Annotated in this window: 12 protein-coding genes; 1 reads left to right on the forward strand and 11 read right to left on the reverse strand. The window is 48.5% G+C overall.

The features are described 5' to 3' along the window. Positions 1 to 25: 25 nt before the first annotated feature. From ACHZBG_RS05360 to ACHZBG_RS05385, 6 genes are all read right to left on the reverse strand, one after another. Positions 26 to 1852 carry a bifunctional diguanylate cyclase/phosphodiesterase gene (locus ACHZBG_RS05360; RefSeq protein ID WP_320128421.1) on the reverse strand — a complete coding sequence of 609 codons (1827 nt, stop codon included), beginning with the start codon at positions 1850 to 1852 and terminating at the stop codon, positions 26 to 28. An 11-nt stretch (positions 1853 to 1863) separates the two neighbouring features. Further along, positions 1864 to 4989, reverse strand: a complete 3126-nt coding sequence (locus ACHZBG_RS05365; protein ID WP_320128422.1) for a chitobiase/beta-hexosaminidase C-terminal domain-containing protein — start codon at positions 4987 to 4989, stop codon at positions 1864 to 1866. A 319-nt stretch (positions 4990 to 5308) separates the two neighbouring features. Then, the gene (locus ACHZBG_RS05370) at positions 5309 to 7048 is read right to left on the reverse strand and encodes a chitobiase/beta-hexosaminidase C-terminal domain-containing protein (protein ID WP_320128423.1); all 1740 of its coding nucleotides are present in this window, start codon (positions 7046 to 7048) and stop codon (positions 5309 to 5311) included. Between the two features lie 154 nt (positions 7049 to 7202). Next, positions 7203 to 9518 (reverse strand): chitobiase/beta-hexosaminidase C-terminal domain-containing protein, encoded by a 2316-nt coding sequence (locus ACHZBG_RS05375; RefSeq protein ID WP_320128424.1) that lies wholly within the window; start codon positions 9516 to 9518, stop codon positions 7203 to 7205. A gap of 204 nt (positions 9519 to 9722) precedes the next feature. Then, a complete protein-coding gene (locus ACHZBG_RS05380) occupies positions 9723 to 11390 on the reverse strand; it encodes a chitobiase/beta-hexosaminidase C-terminal domain-containing protein (RefSeq protein ID WP_320128425.1) in 1668 nt (555 codons plus the stop codon). 207 nt (positions 11391 to 11597) lie between these two features. After that, positions 11598 to 13286, reverse strand: a complete 1689-nt coding sequence (locus tag ACHZBG_RS05385; RefSeq protein WP_320129229.1) for a chitobiase/beta-hexosaminidase C-terminal domain-containing protein — start codon at positions 13284 to 13286, stop codon at positions 11598 to 11600. A gap of 100 nt (positions 13287 to 13386) precedes the next feature. Here ACHZBG_RS05385 and ACHZBG_RS05390 point away from each other — a divergent pair, with 100 nt between their 5' ends. Next, positions 13387 to 14088, forward strand: a complete 702-nt coding sequence (locus tag ACHZBG_RS05390; protein ID WP_320129242.1) for a hypothetical protein — start codon at positions 13387 to 13389, stop codon at positions 14086 to 14088. Positions 14089 to 14126: 38 nt separating this feature from the next. On the opposite strand, the gene ACHZBG_RS05395 is transcribed toward ACHZBG_RS05390, so the two are convergent. From ACHZBG_RS05395 to ACHZBG_RS05415, 5 genes are read right to left on the reverse strand one after another with little or no spacing between them, the layout of a single operon-like run. Further along, on the reverse strand, positions 14127 to 15827 hold the full coding sequence (locus ACHZBG_RS05395) for a chitobiase/beta-hexosaminidase C-terminal domain-containing protein (protein ID WP_320128426.1): 1701 nt from the start codon (positions 15825 to 15827) through the stop codon (positions 14127 to 14129). A gap of 56 nt (positions 15828 to 15883) precedes the next feature. Then, positions 15884 to 18025, reverse strand: coding sequence for a DUF1566 domain-containing protein (locus ACHZBG_RS05400; RefSeq protein WP_320128427.1), 2142 nt, complete (start codon positions 18023 to 18025; stop codon positions 15884 to 15886). Between the two features lie 32 nt (positions 18026 to 18057). Continuing rightward, complete coding sequence (locus ACHZBG_RS05405) at positions 18058 to 22182, reverse strand: chitobiase/beta-hexosaminidase C-terminal domain-containing protein (RefSeq protein ID WP_320128428.1); 4125 nt, start codon at positions 22180 to 22182, stop codon at positions 18058 to 18060. Continuing rightward, positions 22179 to 23129 (reverse strand): chitobiase/beta-hexosaminidase C-terminal domain-containing protein, encoded by a 951-nt coding sequence (locus ACHZBG_RS05410; protein WP_320128429.1) that lies wholly within the window; start codon positions 23127 to 23129, stop codon positions 22179 to 22181. Before ACHZBG_RS05410 ends, ACHZBG_RS05405 begins: the two co-directional genes overlap by 4 nt. A 51-nt stretch (positions 23130 to 23180) precedes the next feature. Then, the gene (locus ACHZBG_RS05415; protein ID WP_320128430.1) at positions 23181 to 24425 is read right to left on the reverse strand and encodes an FN3 associated domain-containing protein; all 1245 of its coding nucleotides are present in this window, start codon (positions 24423 to 24425) and stop codon (positions 23181 to 23183) included. Between the last annotated feature and the right edge of the window lie 217 nt (positions 24426 to 24642).

Consider the following 24642-nt stretch of genomic DNA (forward strand, 5'->3'; position numbering starts at 1 on the left):
TGAAAGTTTACCTGAACAGATATCGTTATCTATTGTTTTTCAGGATTCCTGACTTCACCAAGTTCATGAAATTCTGCATCGCCATCGGTTTGGAGAACAAAAAGCCTTGCACAAAGTCTACATGCAATCTCTTCATGGCTACCAGTTGATCTTCAGATTCCACACCTTCAGCGACGATTCGTTTATTGATTTTCTGCAACATCGAAACAACCGACTCCAACACCTGCGCATGGTCAACATAATGTATGATGATGCTTCTATCCAGCTTCACTGTCTCAAACGGCAACTTCATGAGATACTCAATGTTTGAATATCCAGTTCCATAGTCATCAAGATAGAAACTGCACCCAAGATCAGTCAAGGTAAGCATAACCCGTTCAACCCTGTCGAACGATTCGACGACCATGGATTCAGTCAACTCAAAACCAATGCGTGAAGGTTGTATCCCACTCTCGGTGATAATGGCAGCGATCCGTTGGGCCATGTCGTCATACAAGAAATGTATCGAGGAAAGGTTCACCATGATACGTTCCAGTCCCCCTGTCTCTTCCCCAAGCAGTTTCCATAGCTCACAAACTTCCTGAATGATACGGTACGTCAATTCTACGATCATGCCGTTCTGTTCAGCAATCGGGATGAATTCAACAGGGGATATGGATCCAAGTTCAGGATCATTGATACGCAATAAGGCTTCTGCCGAGTACATGGTTCCCGTGGCAATACGAAAAACCGGCTGGAAGAACAAGAGAGGCTGTTCCAGTTGCATGTAACGTTTAAGGGCCTCCGCTACATCCTGCTTTCGTTTTGCCTTCACCAGGGCCTTCGTATCATAGATAGTCAAGGCATCCCCATGGGAAGCCTTTGCCTCGGTAAGGGTAAAGGCAATGGCGTTGACGGCCTCTTCAATCGTCTTTACATGCTCGGGGAAAAATACCAATGCAGAATGGACTTCCAGGGAAATCATGCTACCTACGGCTGCCCAAGGCTCCTCAAATCGTTTCAACAGCACATTCGTAGCCTGCAAGGCATCCTCAATATTTGAATGATACTGGATGATGGCAAATTGGTCCCCACCAAAACGGAAGGCATAACGTTCACCCACCTCGACCAGCAAATATGAGGCTACTGCCTGTAATAGTTCATCTCCTCCTACCTGTCCGAACTTCTGGTTAAGAAACCTGAAATCCTTCAAGTCAAGGAGAATGATGCTCCCTTCCAGATTCCTGTCAATGCTTTTCTCGAATTCATTGAGAAATGCCTCCCTATTTCGCAGACCTGTAAGCTGGTCATAACTGAAATGACGACTTTGAATCAAGAAATAGATAATCAGGGCTGAGGTGGAAACAGAAATGCCAAAGAAAAATGTATTGGTAAAGAACAAGGCATCAAGCATGATGACTATCAACGGGACAGAGGAATAGAAAATAGCCTCAACGGTCGTAATCTTCAATCGGTTACCAAATATCAGGGAAATGGTAACTACTGAATAAATCATAGTAACAACAGCAAGCATACGCATGCCTGCCCCATCGATCCTGGTATTGCAAATACCGATAATAAATGGCCAATCGAACGCGATACCTAAAATGATACATCCTGTTACGATTGATAACAGAAAATCAAAGAACAATCTTACAGGTCTTCGCTTTTCCTTTTTCAAGGAAAGTTTGCGTATGATCATCCGTGCCCAAAGAAACAAGGCAACTTGCAAAATCAAGGAAGGAAGTACCTGTAATAATCGAATGGCGGAAGGTGGTAACGACAACAACGCCACAGGAAAAACCAAACCGAAAATTCCCATAGCAACCAACAGAGCCAAGAATATATTCATTGCATAACGATTATGTTTCATTTTCTTCCCTCCTAAAAGGCACGTATTGCACGTACTGCATGCAGTGCACTTTTATAGTAGGGCCCAACCAGATCTGTAGTTCCGCTGTTTTCCCAGGCCATGGTGGCCGAGATTTCCGAGGAACTCCAGTAATCTGATCCCGTCAGCATTCCTGCCGAACGCAACAAGGCAAGCTCATCACGCGAAGGAAGATACCAATCATCATAGATATGAGCATCTACGACAACAACTTTATGGTCGCAAATCCAGGCTGCCGTAGGAGACTCTGGATCTGCAATGACCTGGTGAACAGTATTGTACATGCCATCGCCTAAAGAAGTACCGTTGGTTTTCACCGTTGCTCCATATTGTCCCCATTCGGCAGTTATGGTTTCATCGGCAGGTGCTGCTTCCAGATAACGCCAATTATGTGAATAGAACCCTTTATCGTAGAAAACAAGGCCACCTGCAGGTCCTTTCTGCCCTACTGTGTAGACAACATCGAGCTTCTTTATATTTTCCTTTTGCAAAATAGCCGGTGGTTCAGCCTTCTCAATTGCTTTAGGTATCTGTTCAGTCTCCTGCACCAATTTCCCTTCCATGACAGCAGGAAGAATCAGTTCAGGTTCAGCAATTTCTATGGAAAAGGTATGCTCAACCGTTTTGGAGTTGACTTTGCCTTCTTCCCATCGATAGGCCTCAATGGTACAAGAGGTATCAATAGGTAACGGGGTGCCATCGTAATCGGTATAAGGTCCCCCATCAATGCGATATCGAACATTGCCGGCTCCCAGCAAGACAGCTATCGGCTGTTCGAATACTCCGGCTGCCTTGTCAAAGGAGGGCGGAGAAACCACAGGAAACAGGACCGTCGTAAAGGGAGAATCAATCATGCCAGAAACACTGGCATAGGCCTGCAGGGTAGCTGGACTGCCAGATAGCAGGGGTACCTGAGTACCTTCAATGAAAGAGTCTATCCGTTTCCATTCCGTATTACCCAAACGGTACCTGATCGTAGCCCTTGGCGTAATACAGGAAAGTATGGCCATTTGCTCATCACCTTTGGAAATAGTAACTGAAGGGGCATCGACATGACTCACGACAGCGGCGGCCATGGAGGCAGAGGAGGATACAAGTCCTTGCTTGGTAGCAACCACTTGTATTGTCGATGTTTGTGAAAGAATGAAGGGATCTTTATAATTGAATTCCCGATCTCCTACCTTGCAAGTCAAGATAGCATCCTCGGTTGCACAAGAAACGGAAACCTGTTTGGTTCCATTTGCAAGGGGAGTCAGCAAAATGACTGGAGTCGATACCTTGATACGGTAACTTCTGGAAACAGGAAGGGAATCAATCTGGCCATCTCCCTGTCCGATGACCGTAACCGTCAGGTTTCGATCGATGGATATTGGCCCGTCGTAGGGTATATAGGGTCCATCATCAATGCGGTAGACTAGGCTTTTCGGACCTTTCAAGTGCAAGACGAATGGTTCTTCAAAAAAAGATCCGTCCTCCTCAAAGACAGGTTGCAAGGCAACTGGGAAGAACGCGGCAACTACAGAAGAGGGTTCTGCGCCGTTTTCTTCGGCATAGGCTTCCACCCGAACAGAATGCCCCGGCTCAGGAGAAAAGAAAGGTCCTTTCTCATATGGTGAAAAAGATTCATTATCGATGGCTGTATGATATTTGACAAGGGAAGAATCAGAGGAGGAAGAAATAACAACCACTCCTTCTTCCAAAGCAATATAGGGAGCAATAGCCTGTGGAACATTTACCACCAAGGAGGCAATAGGAGAATCCTGCATTCCTTCACAACTGGCCAGGGCCCTGATAGTAGCAGAGGAGGACAGGGAAATCGGCTCCGTATAGAGAGAACTGGAAATAGAGGGTTGACTCCCGTCAAGGGTATAGTAAATTGCACCCGCTGAGGTATCCGTATGCAAAATTATTTGCCCAAAAGAAAAAGAGATGGAAGGCTGTGCCGCCTGGAGATGATAACACGAAGAAACCACAGGAGAATTGAGTTTACCTTCTCCAAAAGCATAGGCTTTTAGCAGCATGCCATCATGGTCGATGGAAATCGATCCCTCGGCTGGGTTGAATTCATTGTTATCGATAGATACCAAAACATTCTCCCCTTTTACTTCTACAGAAGGGAAGAACGAATACGTTCCCTCAGGTAGGGAAAGGGAGGGAACCGACACCGCTTCATAACGAACCTGGGTAGTCGAAGATTTTTCACTACCTCTTTCTGCATAGGTTTCCAACGTAAGGGAATTTGTTTCCGGTACGATTACAAGGCGCCCTTCGCTAAAAGTTTCAGGTAGAGGTTCATCATTCAATGCATAACGATAATAAACGGCAACTCCTGAGTCCGGGGTAGCAAGGACAAGATTTTGGGGTAAGCCATTTGTAAGAGTAACAGAAACAGGATTCGGCGGCAAGGAAACAGAAGGAAGGACTGAGGGAACAGGAACCGACTCATGAGACAGAAATCCATAATTGCTCAAGTCCTCCGTGAAAGAATGTTTCCGGGAAGTTGGGGTAACCGTGAATGTATCGAAAGAAGGAACCTTTAGGGTGCCCCCCTGGGAATTGGATAGCATGAGGTCGAAGGAATAGGTTCCGAGTGGCAGGCCATAGCCATGGAAGGAAGCAGTATAATAATCTTGGCCAAGAACAGGTAAAGCTTCTACTTGTGCAAGAGAAGGACAAGTCAACACTGCCTTGGTAAAGGTTCCGAGATCCAGAGGCCAGGTTACCACGATGTCAAAGGAACCGGTCCAGACAGGAGCAAGGGTAACGGAAACAGATAATATATCAGCTTGCTTCACCCGAATAGATTCCAGCGTGGAACGTGCCGTGACAATACCATGGGTATCCAAAGCTTCCAGGGAAATATTCCATAGCCCTTCAGGAATATCAGAAATGGGAATAACAGCAGAGAAAGGCCTGACGGAAGGCTCCAGGATTTTACCTGATCCGCTCTTGCCTGACACACGAAGGTAGGCAGGTCGCTCATTTTGTGGAATAGACATTGTCAATTCCACTGTTCCCGTTTTTGGCCATCGTTCAGGAGCAAGCATAGCAGCAGTGGCCATGAGAATTACTACCTCAAGGATGACCAGAAGTATGAGTTGTGTATCACGTTTATGCATGAAGAGAGTACCCCCCTCTTCTATCATAAGAGATCAGCAAGACATGCCAATCGACAGCACCCATACTTGATTCATTCATTTTCACAAGCCCCTTCATACAGTTTTTCCCTCCTGTATATTCAACACCAATAATATAGTTATCCAGACATGCAAGTTATCGTTGGATTATACCAACAAATACCTTAATTTTCTTCCACTAAATTCAAACTTTCCTATTGCCAAGCCTTTTTCCTGACAATCAATAAATATTCTTATGGGAAACAGAAACCAAAGCCCCTGTAATCTCTTATTACACATAGCCAAACAAGCAAACAGATCATCAGAAAGAGCGTATTGCCCGAACAGAGAATGAGTGGTCCTTGGAGTAGAGGTTATAGTTGCCAGTGTAGACAATCCGGTTCCAAGCGTTGTTTGCATCGTTCTCCGAAGAGCTCCAATAAGGCGAAGAGACGAAACCTGCAAGATGGCTTGCGTCCAGGTTGATATACATCTGGTACAGTTCATCATTCGAGGGCAGAAACCAATCAGAATATGTCACGTTATTATATGTTATCGTCTTATCGGCACAAACTTTCGCAGCAGCACAGCTACTTCCCAACTTGGTCACGATCGCCTCGGTATTCCCCTTACCCATCCCTATTCCCCAGCTGGTTGCACCTGTGTCCATATAGCTTCCCCAGACATATGTCCCGGGCTCATCTGTAAGCGCCGCTTCCAGATATGTCCAGGCACCATACGTATGATTCGTATTCACATAGAATATTTTTCCTCCTGCAGGTCCTGTCTCTCCTACGGCATAGACTGATTTCTTGGTATAGGTCCCTTCCGCTGTCGCTGAATTGACCATCCCGCTCTTCACCGCCATTGCCTTGAATGTGGTCGTATCGCTGACGTTTATGCTTCCGCCCGAAGTAATGGAGGAACTGCTGGTCGTAGGAATCGTTGTCCCATCTGTCGTGTAGTAGATTGTCGATCCATCAGTACTGGTCATCATCACTGTCTGGGTACTGCTGAAGGTCGCACTGCTCGGGCTGAAAGTAGGAATAGTCGCCTGTTCCACTGTTACGCTTGTACTTGCAACAGCAGAGTCAACCAAGCCTTCCTTGCTGGCAATAGCCTTGATCGTCTTCGTCCCTGCACTGGTCAGGTCGAAGGCATTTGTATAGGTTTTCTTGGTACTGCTTGAGGAAGGGTCAGTCCCATCAGCCGTGTAGTAGATTGTAGATTCACCCATACTACTGGAAATGGTTACCTGCTTTCCGCCAGTCATGTCAGTTACCGTTACTACTGGTTTCGCTGTCTGCGGAAAGTCTGCTGTCTCCAGCTCGATCGTCCCTTTCGACTCCAGTCCCTTGAAGATGTTCGTCATCTCCAGATACGGAAAGGTTATCGTCGTCCCTGACTTGTTGGTGAAGGTTACTTCAATTGAGTAATCCCCCACTGATTTCGTTCCTGTCATCAGTGCAGAGTTGTTTGTTACCGTTCCCTCTACTGTTTCAGTTCCTACCGTGGCCTCTACCTTCTCGAATGTAGGGAGTCCAGCAGGCCAGTTCACCGTCAGGCTGTAATCTCCTTCCCCAGAAGAAAGGTATCTGAGGGCAAAGGAAAGCTGGGTCTGCTTGCCTGATTCGATGCTGACATTGCCTTGCGTCGCGACCTCAGTTATCACTGTTCCCTCGCTATTTAACCCTTCTACGGAGAATGTCCAGGTCCCTACGGTTATTCCCTCTACCTTGGCCCCATTTCCCAAGGTAAGAATCTGGGGTTGCAATACAGTCCCGTCGCCCTTGGTACCGGAAAACCTGATGGAATTGACCGTGGCACTGCTGCCAGGTCCTATGGATTTGGAATTGTCTAGAAAAAGGGATACCGAGCCCGTGGCATCAGGTTGGCTGCAGGATGCAAGAAGCAACCCAACAGACAGTATCAGCAAGAGGGATATGCAAGACATTGAATTCTTTCTCATTTTGATTCTTGTTTCCTTTTTCACTTCTTTCTCCATTTTCTGGCTCTTTCCCTTTCCAAACACCTGAACCTCAAGGTCCCGGTCGTATCTCATATCTTCAAGCAAGTAACTAAAACATCTTCATTCCATGCATTTCCGTTCTTTCTTCATTCACATTCACGAACGATCAACAAAATTCTGGAGAGTAGCAGGGAAACAGGTTCCTGCACCATTCTTAAAAGGAATCAAACACATACATGGATAATCATCAGAAAGAACGTATTGCACGGACATGGAAATTAGCAGAATCAGTGGTTTTGCCGGTATAGGCGAAGGTCTCTTCAGAAGTGAAAGGCATACCCCAAGCCTCTCCTTGACTTCGTTCATAAGAGCTTAGATAAAAATCCTCAGCTTTGAAATTTCCAAGTTTATTTTTAAACAGATTGAGGTACATCTTCTCCAGTTCATTCAGTGAGGGCAGAAACCAATCGTCATACGTTGTACCGTCGAAGGTCACGGTCTTGTCATAACACACCTTCGCCGCATAATTAGTCTCACCTAATTTATCAATAACTGTTACTATTGCCTCGGTATTTGTCTCCCCTGTTCCGATTGCCTCTGAGGTTCCCGTTACTTCAGTACCAAAACCTCCCCACTTATAGGTACCCTCATCCGTTTTTGCTGCCTCCAGATATGTCCAACTGCCATAGGTGTGATCCGTATTCACATAGAAGATGATTCCTCCCGCGGGGCCTTCATCACCTATTTTGTAACCAGCTTCCTGGGTATAGGTTCCTTCAGCTGTCGTCGAATTGACCATACCAATTTTCACTGCCATCGCCTGTATCGTAGTCGTCGAGCTTACCGTTATGCTTCCTCCCGAAATAAGGGAGGAACTGCTGGTCGTAGGAATTGTCGTCCCGTCGGTCGTGTAGTAGATTGTCGATCCAGCTGCACTGGCCATCGTAACTTCCTGGGTATCGGTGAAAGTTGCACTGCTCGGACTGAAAGTCGGAATCGTCGCCGGCTCGTAGTTTGCCGATACAATTGCTGAGGCTTCCAATCCATCGTTGGTCGCATAGGCTTCCACCTTCAGTGATAATCCTACAGTAACAGTGAAGCTCGTACCTTCTGTGTATGCCCCGCTCGGGTCATCCCCTCCCGTCGCATACCGATAGTAAATCGTCGCCCCCTCGGTTGCGCTTGTCAGTGTTACCGATTGCGTATCTCCTCCAGAAAGGTCAATCACAGGCACTCCGGTCTGGCTCACGTCGAACCGTTTAGAGACAAACGCAGTCTTTGCCTCATCCCCGTCCATATACGCTATTCTCACTATCACCTGGTGTCGTCCCTCGGTAAGAAGGTCCGAGGTGAATGTCTTGCTATCAGTGTCATTGTCCATATCCACGGCAACCGTATCCTCGGTATCCACGTACCAGCTCAGTGTTTCTCCGGGTGTCCCCTGCGTATCGTAGCTTACGCTGAACTGCAACGGGTTCATTGCATCCTGTGTGAGGGTCACGTTCGAGACCAGAGCTGGCTGGGTGATAATCGTTCCGCTTCCCCCTATGCCGTTTACTGTATAGCTGTCCGTTGCCACTTGTGAGTCAAGATAGCCATCCTTGGTTGCAATCGCCTTCACCGTTGTCGTCACTGCACTGTCCGTGGCTTTCAATTCAAACGGTTCGGTATACTTCGTTGTCGAAATATCAGGGACCATCGTCTCGTCACTGTCAATGAACCCCGGTTCGTTCCCGTCGGTTGTGTAATACAGGGAGGAACCACTCTTCGGTACTGATAACGTCACCAGTCGGTAAGCATATACTGTATCGCCGGAACTTGTTGTTTCAGATCCCGCATCAAGTGTCGGGGTACCCAGCTTCGGGAAATCCACCGCTTCCAGGGCAATAGTACCAATACTTTCCAGCTCGCTGAATACGTTCACCATATCCATCATCGGAAAACTGATTGTTGTCCCTGAAGGATTGATCATCGTTATCTTAACGTCGTAGTCACCTACCGCCAGGGAGGTATAGGACAGAACAGAACTCCCACTCGTGGATAGGGCAACTGTCGTATCCACCGTAGTGGAACCGGACGTCAAGGTCCCCTTCACCGCAAGGTTCGCACCGTTCGGCCAGGTCACCGTAACTTTTGCAGTCCCGTATCCCTGTGTCAGATACTGCAGAGCGAACGAGGCTGTCGTCGTCTTGCCGGACTTGATTTCCACATCACTGTCAGAGGAAGAACGGGTCAGAATCTTTCCTCCATCGGAAGGGTCTCCGTTGTAGCCAGTCACGGTAAACGTCCAGGTCCCTACTGACAACCCGTTTATCGCTATAGGTTGCCCGAGCTCGAAGAATTGGGGCTCAAACATAATGGAGGAATCGTTGTTTCTGGTTCCCCTGATGGACACCCACGTCACTCTCGTATTGGCAGGGAGTATCGATTTGGAATCAACGATGGACAGAGCCAAAGAGCCACCCTCCATCTCCGGTTGCTGCTGACACGAAACCAGACAAAGCCCCAGCAAGGCCAACAACACACAACCGGCTGCCTTCAACGATTTTCGATATCCCCTCACTTCACCATCTCCCACTAGAAAGCCAGCACCTACTGACTCCTGTTGTTCACATATTTTTTAATACATAACGAAAACATCATTTTTATACGTTTCCGTTTGTTCCTACACTTCTTTTCACGAACGATCAACAAAATCCGGAAGGAGGCGGAAACTCAAGTCCCTGCACCTCCTCATGGTAAAATAGATACATAGTTGAATAGTTCATCAGAAAGACCTCACTGCCCGAATATAGAGAAATGCAACTTTTTTATTGGCACTGCCGGCTACGCCACTTTGGCTGAAATCCTGATACCAAGAAGAAGTTGCATCCATCTCTGATGAGCACACATAAACACTAGCATTGAAACCACCAATAAGGCTCCTCTTGTTGTACATTAGATTTAGTTCATACTTTGAAGGCAGGAACCAATCATCATACGTTACACCAAGGATAGTCACTGTCTTGTCATCACATATCTTCGCTGCATAATTTGACTCACCTAAGGCATCCAGTGCTGCTACAATAGTTTTTGTATTGACCTCTCCCTTTCCCATATCAGTTGATGTTTTTCCTAATAATGTTCCATAACCTCCCCAAGCATATGGCCCTGATTCATCAGCCGAGGCTGCCTCCATATACCGCCATTCACCACTGGAGGAGCCTCTATCATAGAAAATGATTCCTCCTGCAGGTCCCGTATCTCCTATGGCATAAATCACTTCCTTGGTATAAATCCCTTCCGCTATTGCTGAATTGACCATTCCTTCCTTCACTGCCATCGCCTTTACTACGGTCGTATCACTGAACACCATACTTTCCCCCGAGGCAACCACGAAACTGCTGAGAGTAGGAGCAGTCGTTCCGTCGGTCGTGAAGCATATCAGCGATCCAGGAGTACTGGTAATCGTAATTTTCTGGCTATCGCTGAAGGTCGCACTGCTCGGGCTGAATACCGGCGTCGTTGCCTGCAATACAGTCACACCAGTACTTGCAATCGTAGAGTCAATCAAGCCTTGCTTACTGGCAATCGCCTTGATTGTCTTCGTCCCTGCACTGGTCAGTCCGATTGCACTGGTATAGATTTCCTTGGTACTGCTTGAGGAAGGATCAGTCCCGTCGGTCGTATAGTAGATCGTAGCTCCGCTCGTACCGCCAGAAATGGTTACCTGCTTACCCCCGGTCATGTCAGTTACCGTCACTACCGGTTCCTCTGCCTGAGGAAAGTCTGCATCCTCCAGTTCAATCGTCCCCTTCGACTCCAGTCCCTTGAAGATGTTCGCCATCTCCAGATAGGGGAATGTCAACGTCGTCCCCGACTTGTTGGTGAAGGTTACTTCAATTGAGTAATCCCCCACTGGTTTCGTTCCTGTCATCAGTGCAGAGTTGTTTGTTACCGTTCCCTCTTCGGTTTCAGTTCCTACCGTGGCCTCGACCTTCTCAAAAGCAGGAAGTCCCTGCGGCCAGGTAACCGTAAGGCTATAGTCTCCATTCCCTGTGGCAAGGTACCTCAATGCAAAGGAAACCTGAGTCTGCTTGCCCGACTCTATGCTGACATTGTTTTGTGTGGCGACCTCGGTTATCGTTGTGCCCTCGCTGTTCAATCCTTCCACAAAGAATGTCCAGGTCCCTACCGTGATGCCCTCAACCTTGGCTCCGTCACCCAAGGAAAGGAGCTGGGATTGCAATACAGTCCCGTCGCCCTTGGTACCGGAAAACCTGATGGAACTGACCGTAGCACTGCTGCCCGGTCCTATGGACTTGGAATTGTCAAGGGAAAGGGATACCGAGCCTGTGGCATCGGGCTGGCTGCAGGATGCAAGAAGCAGCCCAAAGACCAGCAGCAACACTATGTATATGCAAGAAATTGAATCCTTTTTCATTCTCGTTTTCACTTCTTTTTCCTTTTTCAAACACCCGAACCACATAGACCCGGTCGCATTCTCATATTCGTCAAGCAAGTAACCAAAACATCTTCATTTCGTACAATTCCGTTCTTTCTTTCATTCACATTCACAAACGATCAAGAAAATCTGGAGGGTAGCAGGGAAACAAGTCCCTGCACCTCATAGAGTAAAATAGGTACATAATTGATTAGTTCATCAGAATGAGCGCACCGCCCGAACAGAGCCAAGGGTGTAGTTCCCGCCGTAGTAGCTTTGGCCACCATTGCTGAAATTCTGGACCCAAGCGTAGCATGAATCGTACTCCGAAGAGCTCAAATACCAAGCAGAGACGAAACCTTCGATTGCACTTTTATTGGTGTACATCAAGTTCAGTTCATCCTTCGACGGCAGGAACCAATCGTCGAACTCTGCTCCATTGTTTGTCACTGTCTTGTCATAACATAACTTCGCCGCATAATCAGTCTTTCCTGCATAGGGTTCCGCTATCCCATATTTTAATACAATCTCTGTGGTATTCCCCTTCCCTGTCCCGATTGCCCTCCCCTGGGCTGTACTTCCTATCAATATATTATAGCCTCCCCATACATGCAGCCCGGGCTCATCCGCAGACGCAGCCTCCAGATATGTCCAGCCATCAGTTGCTGCATTCGGATTCACATAGAATATGATTCCTCCCGCAGGTCCCGTATCCCCTATGGCATAGACTAATTTCTTATAGGTCCCTTCCGCTGTCGCCGAATTGACCATCCCTTCCTTCACTGCTATCGCCTTGACTGTGGTCGTCTCACTGAGCGTTATACTTTCCCCTGAGGCAATCGAGGAACTGCCGGTCGTAGGAATCGTTGTTCCGTCGGTCGTGTAGTAGATCGTCGATCCTGTTGTACTGGTAATCGTAACTTCCTGGCTATCGGTGAAGGTCGCACTGCTCGGACTGAAGATCGGTGTCGTCGCTGGCTCGTAGTCTGCCGATACAACAGCTGAGGCTTCCAACCCGTAGTTGATAGCATAGGCTTCCACCTTCAACGAGACTCCTGACGTAACCGTGAAGGATGTTCCTTCGGTATATGCACCGCTCGGGTCGTCCCCTCCCGTCGCATACCGGTAATGCATCGTAGCCCCGTCGGTCGTGCTTGATAGCGTGACCGTCTGGGGTACTCCCTCTGTCAGGCTCAGCACCGGACCTGCCGTCTGGCTCACGTCGAACCGCTTCGATGCAAACGCAGTCTTCGACTCAGTACCGTCGGTATAGGCAATCTTCACCATGACCTGGTGCCGTCCCTCGGTAAGCAGGTCCGAGGTGAACGTCTTGCTGTCAGCATCAGTGTCCAAGTCCACCGCAGCCGTAGCCTCGGTGTCCATGTACCAGCTCACCGTCTCTTTCGGTGTCCCCTGCGTATCGTAGCTCACGCTGAACTGCAACGGGTTCGCAGCATCCTGGGTGAGGACCACGTTCGAGACCATTGAGGGCGGCGTGATGACCGTCCCTGTCTCCCCCGTCCCGTTCACCGTATAGCTGGCAGTCGCCACCTGCGAGTCAACATAGCCATCCTTGGATGCCATCGCCTTGACCGTGCTGGTAACCGCGCTGTCCGTAGCCTTCAGCTCGAACGGTGCGGTGTACTCCGTCGTGGAACTGTCGGGGACCATCGTCCCGTCACTGTCGGAGAACCCAGGTTCGTTCCCGTCGGTCGTGTAGTACAGCCTCGAGCCGCTCTTCGGCACGGTCAGCGTCACCAGCCGGTAGGCATACACCGCATCGCCGGTGCTCGTAGTCTCGGACCCCGCACTGATGGAAGGCACTCCCAGACTTGGCAGGTCCGCAGCTTCAAAAGCCACCGTACCCGTGCTCGCCAGGTCGCTGAATATGTTCACCATCTCCATCATCGGGAAGTCGATAGTGGATCCAGACGGATTGATCATCGTCACCTCGAGGTCGTAGTCACCAACATCCAGGGAGTCATAGGAAAGAACGGAACTCCCGCTCGTGGACAGGGATACTGTCTTCACTGCCGTTGCACCACCGGAGGTCAACGTCCCCTTCACCGCAAGGTTCGCACTGTTCGGCCAGGTCACCGTGACATCGGCACTTCCGCTTCCCTGTGTCAGGTACTGCAAGGTGAACGAGGCCGTCGTCGTCTTGCCCGAGATGATGTTCACGCTTGCATCGGAAGATTCCATGGTAAGCGCCTTCCCTCCATTGGAGGGATTCCCGTTGTACCCAACCACCTTGAACGTCCACGTCCCGACCGACAACCCCGTTATCCCTATCGGCTTGCCGAGCTCGAAGAACTGCGTATCTATCTTGTGGGCGTCGGGATCGGCGTTCAACGCCCCCCCGATGGACACCCAGGTCACTCTCGTGCTGGCGGGGAGTATCGACTTGGAGTCGGCTATGGATAGGGAGAGGGATCCATCCTCCATCCCCGGCTGCTCGCAGGAGACCAGGGTCAGGGCCAGCAGGACCAACAGCAGGAGACCTGCCGCCTTCATTGTCTTTCCATATCGCTTCATCTCTTCATCTCCCCCAAAAGGACCGCATTGTACGGGTCCTGTCGTATTTCATAGCTTCAAACCCATAGCGAAAACAGGAGCATCCCATGCATTTCCGCTCTATATTCATTCACAATCAAGGACGATCAACAAAATCCGGAGGATAGCAGGGAAAAAGGTCCCTGCACCTCCCTAGGGTAAAATAAGTACATAGGTACATAGTTGAATGGCTCATCAGAAAGAGCGCACCGCACGAACATAATCTGCATTGCTCTTGCCATAGTACTGGCTACCACCATTGAAATTCTGGTACCAGGTGTTGTATGCATCGACCCCAGAAGAGCTCCAATAAAACGAAGAAACGAGACTCCCGAGCCCCTTTGCATACAGATTGGTATACATCCAGTACAGTTCATCCTTGGACGGTAGAAACCAATCAGCATAGGTTTCGCCATTGTTGGTCACCGTCTTGTCATCACATACCTTCGCAGCATAAGGTTTTCCTGCATAGGGTCTTACATCTCCATAGGCTCCCACAATCGCCGCGGTATTAAACTTTCCCATTCCTATTGCCGTTGCTGTTGCATTAGTTACTGTCCCATTTCCTCCCCAGACATACGTCCCGCTTTCATCCTCGGAAGCCGCCTCAAGATACGTCCAGCCATCCTTTGCTGCATTCGGATTTACATAGAAAATGAGCCCGCCTGCAGGTCCTGTCTCTCCTACGGCATAAACTGGCTTCTTGGTATAGACGCCTTCCGCTGTCGACGAATTTGCCATCCCTTCCTTCACTGCCATCGCCTTGACTGTGATCGTCTCACTGACGTTTATGCTTCCACCCGAAATAAGGGAGGAACTGCTGGTCGTAGGAATTGTCGTCCCGTCTGTCGTGTAGTAGATTGTCGATCCTGTTGTACCGGTAATCGTAACTTCCTGGGTATCGGTGAAGGTCGCACTGCTCGGACTGAAAGTTGGAATAGCCACCTGCTCCACGGTTACGCTTGTGCTTGCGACAGTAGAGTCAATCAAGCCTTGCTTACTGGCAATCGCCTTGATTGTCTTCGTCCCTGCACTGGTCAGGTCGATTGCACTGGTATAGATTTCCTTGGTACTGCTTGCTGCAGGATCAGTCCCATCGATTGTGTAGTAGATTACAGAATCTTCAGTAGTGGTAGATAAACTCACCTGCTTTCCCCCGGTCATGTCAGTTACCGTCACTACCGGTTCCACTGCCTGCGGGAAGTCTGCACCCTCCAGTTCAATTGTTCCCTTCGATTCCAGCCCCTTGAAGATGTTCGCCATCTCCAGATACGGAAAGGTTATTGCCGTCCCTGACTTGTTGGTGAAGGTAACTTCAATGGAATAGTCCCCTACCTGTTTCGTCCCAGTCATCACTGCTGAGTTGTTTGTTACCGTTCCCGCTACTGTCTCCGTGCCTACCGTGGCCTCGACTCTCTCGAACGTAGGGAGTCCAGCAGGCCAGTTCACCGTAAGGTTGAAGTTTCCATCCCCTGTGGAAAGGTACCTCAATGCAAAGGAAACCTGGGTCTGCTTGCCCGACTCTATGCTTACATTGCCTTGCGTGGCGACCTCGGTTATCGTTGTGCCCTCGCTGTTCAATCCTTCCACAAAGAATGTCCAGGTCCCTACCGTGATGCCCTCAACCTTGGCTCCGTCACCCAAGGAGAGAATCTGGGGTTGCAATACAGTCCCGTCACCCTTGGTACCGGAGAACCTGATGGAATTGACCACAGCACTGCTGCCCGGTCCTATGGACTTGGAATTGTCTAGAAAAAGGGATATCGAGCCCGTGGCATCGGGCTGGCTGCAGGATGCAAGAAGCAACCCAACAGACAGTATCAACAAGATGGATATACAGGAGATTGAATTTCTGTTGATTCTCTTTCCCTGTTCCATTTCTTTTTGTATTTTCATTTCCTTTCCACCTTTCACTTCTTTTTCCATTCTCTCTTTCACTCTCTCGCCCTTTCTTAGAACACCCGAACCGCACGGACATGGTTGTACCCACTCTTGGTGTAATAGAGCGAAAGACCTGTGCCAAAATTCAATTGCCAAGCCTTGTTTCCCGTAGCATCCTCATCGGAACTCCAGTACCAACTGGAAGCAAAACCTGTTGATACACTTTTCTGTTCATAGATGGCTTGCAGATTTTCCTTTGATGGCAACATCCAGTCCACATATCCATCGTAGGTTGCATTGGAACATAGCTGGATTGCCTCACTCCAGGTACAGGCTATCCCTTCATCCACAGGAGCTGCTTCCATATACGACCAGCCATCGGTCGCTACATCGGAACTCACCATCACGATGATTCCACCCGAAGGACCAGTGCTTCCCAAATCGTAAACAGTAAAACGGATTGAACCTGCATAGGTCTTGTCATCTTTGGTAACCTTCACCGTTACCTGATGACGACCTCCCTCAAGAGTACCTGTATAGGTAAAATTATCGTCATTGTCGGTATCACTTTGCTCAACGCCATCCATATACCAAAGAATGGTTTTTACCTGTTCACCGGTCTCTGCGTAGCTGGCCGTAAAGACATACCCCAGCTGTTGTTTGGAAACCTCAAGATTCTCGATGGTTCCGGGCTCCGTAATGACAACTCCACCACCACCTTCTCCCTCGGTGAAGCGAAGAGAAGCGGCATAGGTCTTTCCACCCTTGACGATCTTTACCGTTACCTGGTGTCGATCCTCGGTAAGCGTACCTGTATACGTAAAACTGTCGTCATTGTCGGTATCACTCTGCAACACGCCATCCATATACCACAAGATGGTTTTTTCATCGTCACCTGTTTCAGTATAGGTAGCCGCAAATACATGTTCGGCCTCCATGACAACCTCTAAATTCTCTATTGTTCCCGGTACGTCAATGACGATACCGCTATCATCAACAGAGAACCGGAGGGAACCGGCATAGGTCATATCACCTTTGGTAATTTTCACCATTACCTGATGACGACCTTCCTCAAGGGAACCTTCTTCATAGGTAAAGCTATCATCATTGTCGGTATCACTCTGTTCCACACCATCCATATACCAAAGGATTGTTTTATCTTCATCTCCCGTTTCTACATAGGCGGCGATAAAGGTATTCGCCGACTCCTTGGAAATCGTCAAATCCTTGATGGTTCCCGGTACAGTAATGACAATACCTCCGTCAGGATCGCTTCCATCCATATTCTGGGCAACGACCGCTGAATCACGATACTCCTCGCAAGAACCTACAGCCTTGATAGTTGCCGAAAAGGAGGAAACATCAAACGCTGCCGTATAGAGTTGTTTGGTAGAGGACGTAACAGGGTCGGTACCGTCAGTCGTATAGTAAATTGACGCACCGTCAGTACCACAGGAAAGAGTAACCGTCTCTTGGTTGGCAATCGAGATTTCTGGATCCAAGACGGGTACCAAATCAAAGTCGGAAAGCTCCAGGGAGCCTGTCGAGACAAGACTGTCATAAATCTTGGTTGTATCCATCATGGGAAGCGAAATGGTGGTCCCGGACCCATTGGTGAACACAAGATTCAGATCATAGCTTCCTACTGACGCTCCCTCTTTCTCGAATACCGCCTCGACGGCATCCTTGGCAGGAACAACAGACTGTTGGGAACTACCCCCAAGATCCAAGGTCACATCGGAAAACCAACCCTCATCACTCGGCCAGGTTATTGTCACCGTATAGGAACCGGCTCCTTCACTCAGGTATTGCATATTGAATACAGCAGTCGTTGCCTTACCTGATTTGATGACGACATTATCATCAACAGCCTTTCCGGTTATCTGCAATTCATCGCTATTCAATCCCGTTACACCAATATGCCAAGTACCTACCGAAAGACCTTTGATCTGCAAAGAACCATTGATGGAAAAGGTCTGTTCCTCAATGCTATCGCCTTTATCGCTGTACCCACTGACAGTAATGAAGGCAATGACAATTGCGTCGCTCTCGGGACCGATCAGACGACTGGCAGAGCCAAGAGGAACCCCATTTACCGACAAATCCAGATGTAAATTCCCAAAAGGTTCAGACTGGCTGCAGGAAATAGACGTGATAAGGTACAACAATGCTAAAAGCATTCCCATACCGTATCGAACCGTCTTTCCCGTCATGCCTATATCTCCTTTTAGGATAAACTTATATCCTAGAATTCTATTATAATTGACCCGTTGATCGTGAACGTTGCCGTAGCTACCGGTGAACTTACCCCGCTCTTGACGGCGATGGCCTTTATGGTCGTCGTCTCATCAACCGCTATAGCACCAGTGAACTGGGTACTCCCTGTGGTAGGGTTGGCAGGGACAGCATCACCTGTTGCCGACGTATAGTAGATTGTTGCACCACTTATGGCAGAAATTGTGACAGTCTGGGCATCGTCGAACGATCCTTCAACAGGTGAGAAAGTCGGTGCAGCAATCGATGTCACAACCGTATACGTCGCACTGGAAACACCACTGTCCACCATTCCACTCTTCACCGCCATAGCGTTCACTGTGGTTGTTGCACTGAGCGTTATGCTTTGCCCCGAGGCAATCGAGGAACTACTGGTCGTTGGAGTACTGCCATCCTTTGTGTAATAGATGGTCGAACCCGAGGTACTGGTCATCGTCACTGCCTGGGAACCACTGAATGACGTAGTGCCCGGATTGAACACGATAGTCGCTGCCTGGGTCACTGTCACACTCTTGCTCGCTACAGCAGAGTCGACCATGCCGCTCTTGATGGCAATTGCCTTGAAGTTGGAGGTTCCTACACTGGTCAGGTTGATAGCACCTGTATACGTCGCACTGGACGAAGTCGGGTTACTTCCATCGGTCGTGTAGTGGATTGTAGCTCCGCTCGTAGCACAGCTCATCGTCACCAGTTGTCCACCGGTTGCATCGGTAGCGGTTATCGTGGGAGTGGAGACAGTGGCCATTGCCGTGTAGCTTGCACTTGCCACACTACTGTTTACCAGACCAGAAGCAATCGCCATGGCCTTGACAGTAACTGTTCCAGAAACACTGAAGGCTCCGGTATAGGAGGTACTGCTTGAGGTCGGAGTACTGCCATCGGTGGTGTAGTGGATTGTCGCCCCGCTCGTCGCACAAGTTACCGTAACCTGATGGGACCCATCAAAAGTCCCGGTGCTTGGACTGATAGAGGGAGTAGCTGTCTGCGAGACAACCACACTCTTGCTTGCAACAGCAGAGTCGACCATACCACTCTTGATGGCAATGGCCTTGACGATAGTCGTTCCTGCACTGGTCAGGTTGATTCCACTTGAATACGTTGCACTGGATGAAGTCGGTGCACTTCCGTCTGTCGTGTAGTGAATCGTAGCTCCGCTGGTTGCGCAGCCCATCGTCACCTGTTGACCGCCAGTTGCATCAGTAGCAGTTATCGTGGGAGTAGAAACGGCAGCCATCGCAGTATAGCTTGCACTTGCCACGCTACTATCCAACATTCCGGAAGCAATCGCCATGGCCTTGACAGTAACTGTTCCAGAAACACTGAAGGCACCGGTGGTATAGGAGGTACTGCTTGAGGTTGGCGTACTGCCATCGGTGGTGTAATGGATTGTCGCCCCGCTCGTCGTACAGGTCAAGGTAACCTGATGGGAGCCATCAAAGGATCCTGAGCTTGGACTAATAGAAGGAGTCGCTGTCTGGCCTACCGTCACGCTCTTGCTCGCAACAGAAGAGTCGACCATACCACTCTTGATGGCAATGGCCTTGACGGTAATCGTTCCCGCACTGGTCAGGTTGATTCCACTCGAATACGTCGCACTGGATGAAGTCGGTGCACTTCCGTCTGTCGTATAGTGAATCGTAGCTCCACTGGTTGCACAGCTCATCGTCACCTGTTGTCCACCGGTAATGTTGGAAGCGGCTATTACGGGAGTGGAGATAGTGGCCATCGCAGTATAGGTCGCACTTGAGGCACTGCTGTCTACCATTCCGCTCTTAACCGCCATTGCCTTAAGCGTGGTCGTGGTATTGAGCGTTATGCTTTGTCCTGAGGTAATCGAGGGACTACTGGTCGTTGGGGTACTCCCATCCTTCGTGTAATAGATAGTCGATCCAGAGGTACTGGTCATCGTCACTGCCTGGGAACTGTTGAACAGCATACCGTTTGGCGTGAATGTCGGAATAGCAACCTGATCCACCGTCACGCTCTTGCTTGCAACAGTAGAATCAAGCATGCCGGCCTTGATCGCGATTGCCTTGAAATTGGTCGTACCTGTACTGTTCAGGTTAATGGCACTCGAATACATAGAACTGGAGGAAGTCGGAGTACTACCGTCGGTCGTGTAGTGAATTGTAGCTCCGCTTGTACTGCTGGTAATCGTCACCCGCTGGCCTCCGGCTACATCAGAAGCAATAATTGAAGGTGTTACTACGGTAGTAAGGGAAATGGAGGAAGTGGCAACTGCAGAATCATCCATTCCCGTCTTGATCGCAAAAGCCTTTACTGTCGTATCCCCTGTTACCGTAAACGGACTCGTATAAGGAGTACTGTAAATTGTCGGGACACTGCCATCGAGGGTGTAATAGATAGTTGCCCCGGTTGTTCCGCAACCAAGGATTACCTCTTGACCTCCCGTTATGGCACTGGCACTGATCGTTGGGGTAATGACGGTCCCCTGTTTGGTGTAGGTTGCCTGGATGGTCGAGGAATTCTCACAACCACTTCTGGCACCCACGGCGGTGAGGGTCATTGAATCGGTTACTGTTATTGGATTGGTATACAGTATGCTGCTGGTAGTAGGAGTGGTTCCATCGGTCGTATACCAAATGGAAGCACCTGTGGTCGAGCAACCAAGAGCTACCGTCAAGCTGCCGGAGAAAATTGAAGACGGTTCACTTATAGTGGGAGTCGCCACCTTGATGGTGTAGACTCCGCTTGCAACAGAACTGTTGCTCATACCAGTTTTCATGGCCATGGCCTTTATTGTCGTAGAGGCATCAAGGAAAATGGGAGATCCATACAACGAACTGGAGGTAGTTGGAGTACTGCCATCGGTCGTATAGTAAATGACAGCTCCATCGGTACTGCAAGAGGCCACCACAGAAGTCGAGCTGACAAAAGCACCACCTGCAGGGCTGAGAATAGGTGTAGAGACAGCCAAACGCAAAGAATAGGTCTCTTCCGCCACTGCCGAATCCTGGTAGCCGGATTTGGTTGCAATGGCTTTTATCGTGGTACCGGTAGTAATGACAAGTGGATCGTAATACGTGTCACTGCTTGCAGAGGGAGTGGAATTGTCAAGAGTATAGTGAATGACAGCACCTGAAGTAGCACAGGAAAGGGTTACGGTCTTGGAACCGGAAAATGACCCTCCACCTGGATTGATGACCGGAGTCTCTACTGTCGGTAAGGATACATAGGTATAGGTAACTGTCGCAACTGACGAATTTATGAGATTGGTTTTGACCGCAAGGGCCTTTACCGTGGTAGTTCCCATAACAGTGAAAGCTCCTGTATAAACAGAACTTGCCACAGTAGGTTCGCTTCCATCAATCGTGTAGTGAATGACAGCATTAGCTGTACTGCAAGAAAGGGTTACCTGCTGAGAACCAGTTATGGTTCCTCCTGCAGGAGTTATGATAGGTGTTGCAACTTGACTGGTCTTCGTATAGACAGCGGTGGCAACGGAGGAGTTTGTCATTTCATCTTTTATCGCAATGGCTTTGACCGTAGTCGAATCATTCAGAGTGATTGCCCCTTCGTAAAGGAGACTGGTTTCATTTGGAATACTGCCATCGGTCGAATAATAGATGACAGCTCCAGCAGTGGGAGAACTTATGGTAAAAGTTTCTGTAGGAAAGAATTCCTCGGAGGAAGGAGAGAATACCGGCGCGACGACCTGATTGGCCAATTCTGGAGATATTAGGGAAAAAGCAATTTTCTTCAGTGTCCCGGAAGAGACCTCAAGGCTCTTGTTTCCCGTAAGTAACTGGATATCTCCATCACCATAGGCATCAAGAGTCATTGTCCACTTTCCGATGGGTAACCGAGAGATTACCCAAGGAAGTGAGACATTTTCAATATCCAGGGAATAGCCATCGGGGCCGGAACCTGACAACCGATAAAGAACGATGTCTTCTGCCGTACTTGCCGTACCAGAAGCTCTACTTCCGGCGGTAGCTAAGTTTGCAGATACAGAAAGACTCCCTACAAAGGGGTCAGGCATACCGGCTTGGGCACAAGAAGTCAAAACAAACGCACAGGCCACTATAAGGTATATGCATATACTGTGTTTTTTCTTCAACACGAATTCTTTCATTTTCCCGCTCCACTAGTTTCAGGTATGACAAGGGTCTGCGATTTATTGAAGTTTTGTGATCCATTAGTGGCCTTGACAACCAACCGATAGCTTTCAGAGGGCTCAAGATTATCAAAGGTAATATAGCCAACCTCGGTGGTTATTATTCTTGTTTCATCACCGGAGTGAAAGAGATACCAGGTATACCCAATAGCAGCAGTTCTGGTTACCCCTGTCAGTACTGCAGCAAAGGTCTTGTAATCGTTTGTGACTATTGAAGGTGTGGTATCAAGAGGAGGAATTTCTACAGAAACACCTGAATTTTCCTTGATGATTCCCGTCGAAATAGCCGAATCGACATACCCGTCACAGACGGCAACAGCTTTGACGGTTGTTGTTTCATCAATTGTGATCGGGCCGGTATAAAGAGTGCTGGCTGTCGTAGGAACTTCCCCATCAGTCGTAAAGTAGACCTTGGCAGTGGAAGGATAGGCACCGATTGAAATATCTATTGTGTCACCCTGGGAAAAGGATGCAGAAGAAGGCATACTGGTGATATAAGAGTATCCTTTCAAGGATATATCAATTGGATTTTTATCATTGTTTGCCAAAAGGACTTCCCCACAACGGTAGGTTGTCTCCTCTCCTTGAGTATCGGTCAAGGTAATACGAAGGTCACCGGAATTTTTAAGTTGCGAAACTTTTCCGGAAAGCAGGGCGGAGGAAGCACCGTCAACCGAATCATTGACCACTGTCGCCAGACTCGTACCATCCTGACTCAGCGTACCCGTAATCGTGGCAACCTCGATTGTCTTTGTCAAAGTACCATCAAACACCGCGGTGGGCCAAGAAATATTAGCTGCTAAAACTGAGTTGGGCAACTTGAAATTCAGAATGTCTGAACAGGAGATGTTCAGAGAGAGACATACCGTACCCAAAATAGTAAAAAGCCAAAACCTGTTTCTCATAATGTGTTTACTCATAAATAATTGTACCTTCATACTATGTCCTTCCTATTTTTACGGTATGGTGAAATATTCGGTCGTTGAAAATGTATCGAGACTTGAGTCGCCCTTCTGTATCTTTACCATGATCCGGTAACGTTTCCCGGATACAAGGTTGTTTAACGTAATATGGTCTTGGGTTTCATTTGCCTGCACTATGCCGTTGAGATACCAGCTGTAGTGTTTCTCATCAAAACCTTCCTCTCCAATTGCAATAGCCCCATAGGTTACGTAATCGTTTGTTATGATATCTATGGAGGCAATTTTGGGTGGGGTTATAAAGGTGAAGCCCTTTCCCGTATAGACACCGGTGGAAATATCGGAATCGCCGTAACCATCCTTGGCAGCAACTGCCTTGATAGTCGTTGTTTCCGCAATGGTAATCGGTCCAGTATAGAGCGTGCTTCCGATAGTCGGGTCACTGCCATCAATCGTGTAATAGATGGGAACATCGGAAGGAAATGCTCCAATAGGAATGTCTATTGCTTCAGCTGTAGAGAAGGCACCTATAGAGACCATTGAAGTAATTTGGGCAACCTCGATGTCATCCAAGACCTCCGTTCCCGTTGAATTCTTCTGTTTATAAATTTTTGCAGTATCGAAAGTAGGAAAGGAGATGGTAGTACCAGACTGGTTGGTAAGCGTAACATCCAAATCATAGGTTCCTATGTTTACTGCTGAAGTAGATGGAATATCCACGGTATAAAGGGAATTGGCAGGGGTGAATGGACCATCAGAAGAGAATGCATACTTCTCGACAGAAGATTGATTCAATGAATACGATGCTTTTACAATATGGTTTGCCACTTCCGGCCAGGTTAGGGTAACCGTGCAAATCCCGACACCGTCAGTCAGATAGGCCAAGTTGAATGTGGCAGTCGAGACCTTTCCCGATTGGATTGTCACCGATTGCTCGGCACTCGAGGTCACTATTGACGAAGCATCTTCGGTATTCAAACCGCAAACATCAATATTCCAGGTTCCGGGCCTCAGTCCCTTGATGGTAATGGCAGAACCCATTTGCCGTACCTGTGAAGATAATATTGCACCTCCCCCCACGGTTTGCTCTCCCCATATCTTCAGATACGTAACGGAAATATCATCCCCGGAAGGTTCGATCATCCGAGGAACGGGAAGATCGGGAACTTGGAGCTCAAGGGTTCCCGGGACAAAGGAAGCCTCATCTACACAGGAAACAAAAAGCATGAAGAAACACACCATACCGATAACAGGTATGGCAAACTTCCTCATCGTATGCATTTTCATTTCCTCTTTCATTTCTTTCCCTTTAAACCACCCGAACCGTGCAAGTCTGGTTTCATTCACATATCTTCAAACAAGTAACAAAAGCTTTATAACCCAATACAATTCCGTTTCTTCAATCATTCACATTCAAGGACGATCAACAAAATTCTGGGAGGTAGCAGGGAAATAGCCCCTGCACCTCCTCATGGTAAAATAGGCATATAGTTGAATG

Origin of the sequence: uncultured Sphaerochaeta sp., assembly GCF_963676625.2 — a bacterium.
Taxonomy (GTDB): domain Bacteria; phylum Spirochaetota; class Spirochaetia; order Sphaerochaetales; family Sphaerochaetaceae; genus Sphaerochaeta.

What these genes read in the sequence shown, in the direction of transcription:
- ACHZBG_RS05365 (WP_320128422.1), bottom strand. Translation starts at nt 4,989, where the DNA reads ATGCATAAACGTGATACACAACTCATACTTCTGGTCATCCTTGAGGTA.
- ACHZBG_RS05370 (WP_320128423.1), bottom strand. Translation starts at nt 7,048, where the DNA reads ATGAGATACGACCGGGACCTTGAGGTTCAGGTGTTTGGAAAGGGAAAG.
- ACHZBG_RS05400 (WP_320128427.1), bottom strand. Translation starts at nt 18,025, where the DNA reads ATGACGGGAAAGACGGTTCGATACGGTATGGGAATGCTTTTAGCATTG.
- ACHZBG_RS05410 (WP_320128429.1), bottom strand. Translation starts at nt 23,129, where the DNA reads ATGAGAAACAGGTTTTGGCTTTTTACTATTTTGGGTACGGTATGTCTC.
- ACHZBG_RS05395 (WP_320128426.1), bottom strand. Translation starts at nt 15,827, where the DNA reads ATGAAAATACAAAAAGAAATGGAACAGGGAAAGAGAATCAACAGAAAT.
- ACHZBG_RS05385 (WP_320129229.1), bottom strand. Translation starts at nt 13,286, where the DNA reads ATGATGGAGATGGTGAACATATTCAGCGACCTGGCGAGCACGGGTACG.
- ACHZBG_RS05360 (WP_320128421.1), bottom strand. Translation starts at nt 1,852, where the DNA reads ATGAAACATAATCGTTATGCAATGAATATATTCTTGGCTCTGTTGGTT.
- ACHZBG_RS05415 (WP_320128430.1), bottom strand. Translation starts at nt 24,425, where the DNA reads ATGCATACGATGAGGAAGTTTGCCATACCTGTTATCGGTATGGTGTGT.
- ACHZBG_RS05405 (WP_320128428.1), bottom strand. Translation starts at nt 22,182, where the DNA reads ATGAAAGAATTCGTGTTGAAGAAAAAACACAGTATATGCATATACCTT.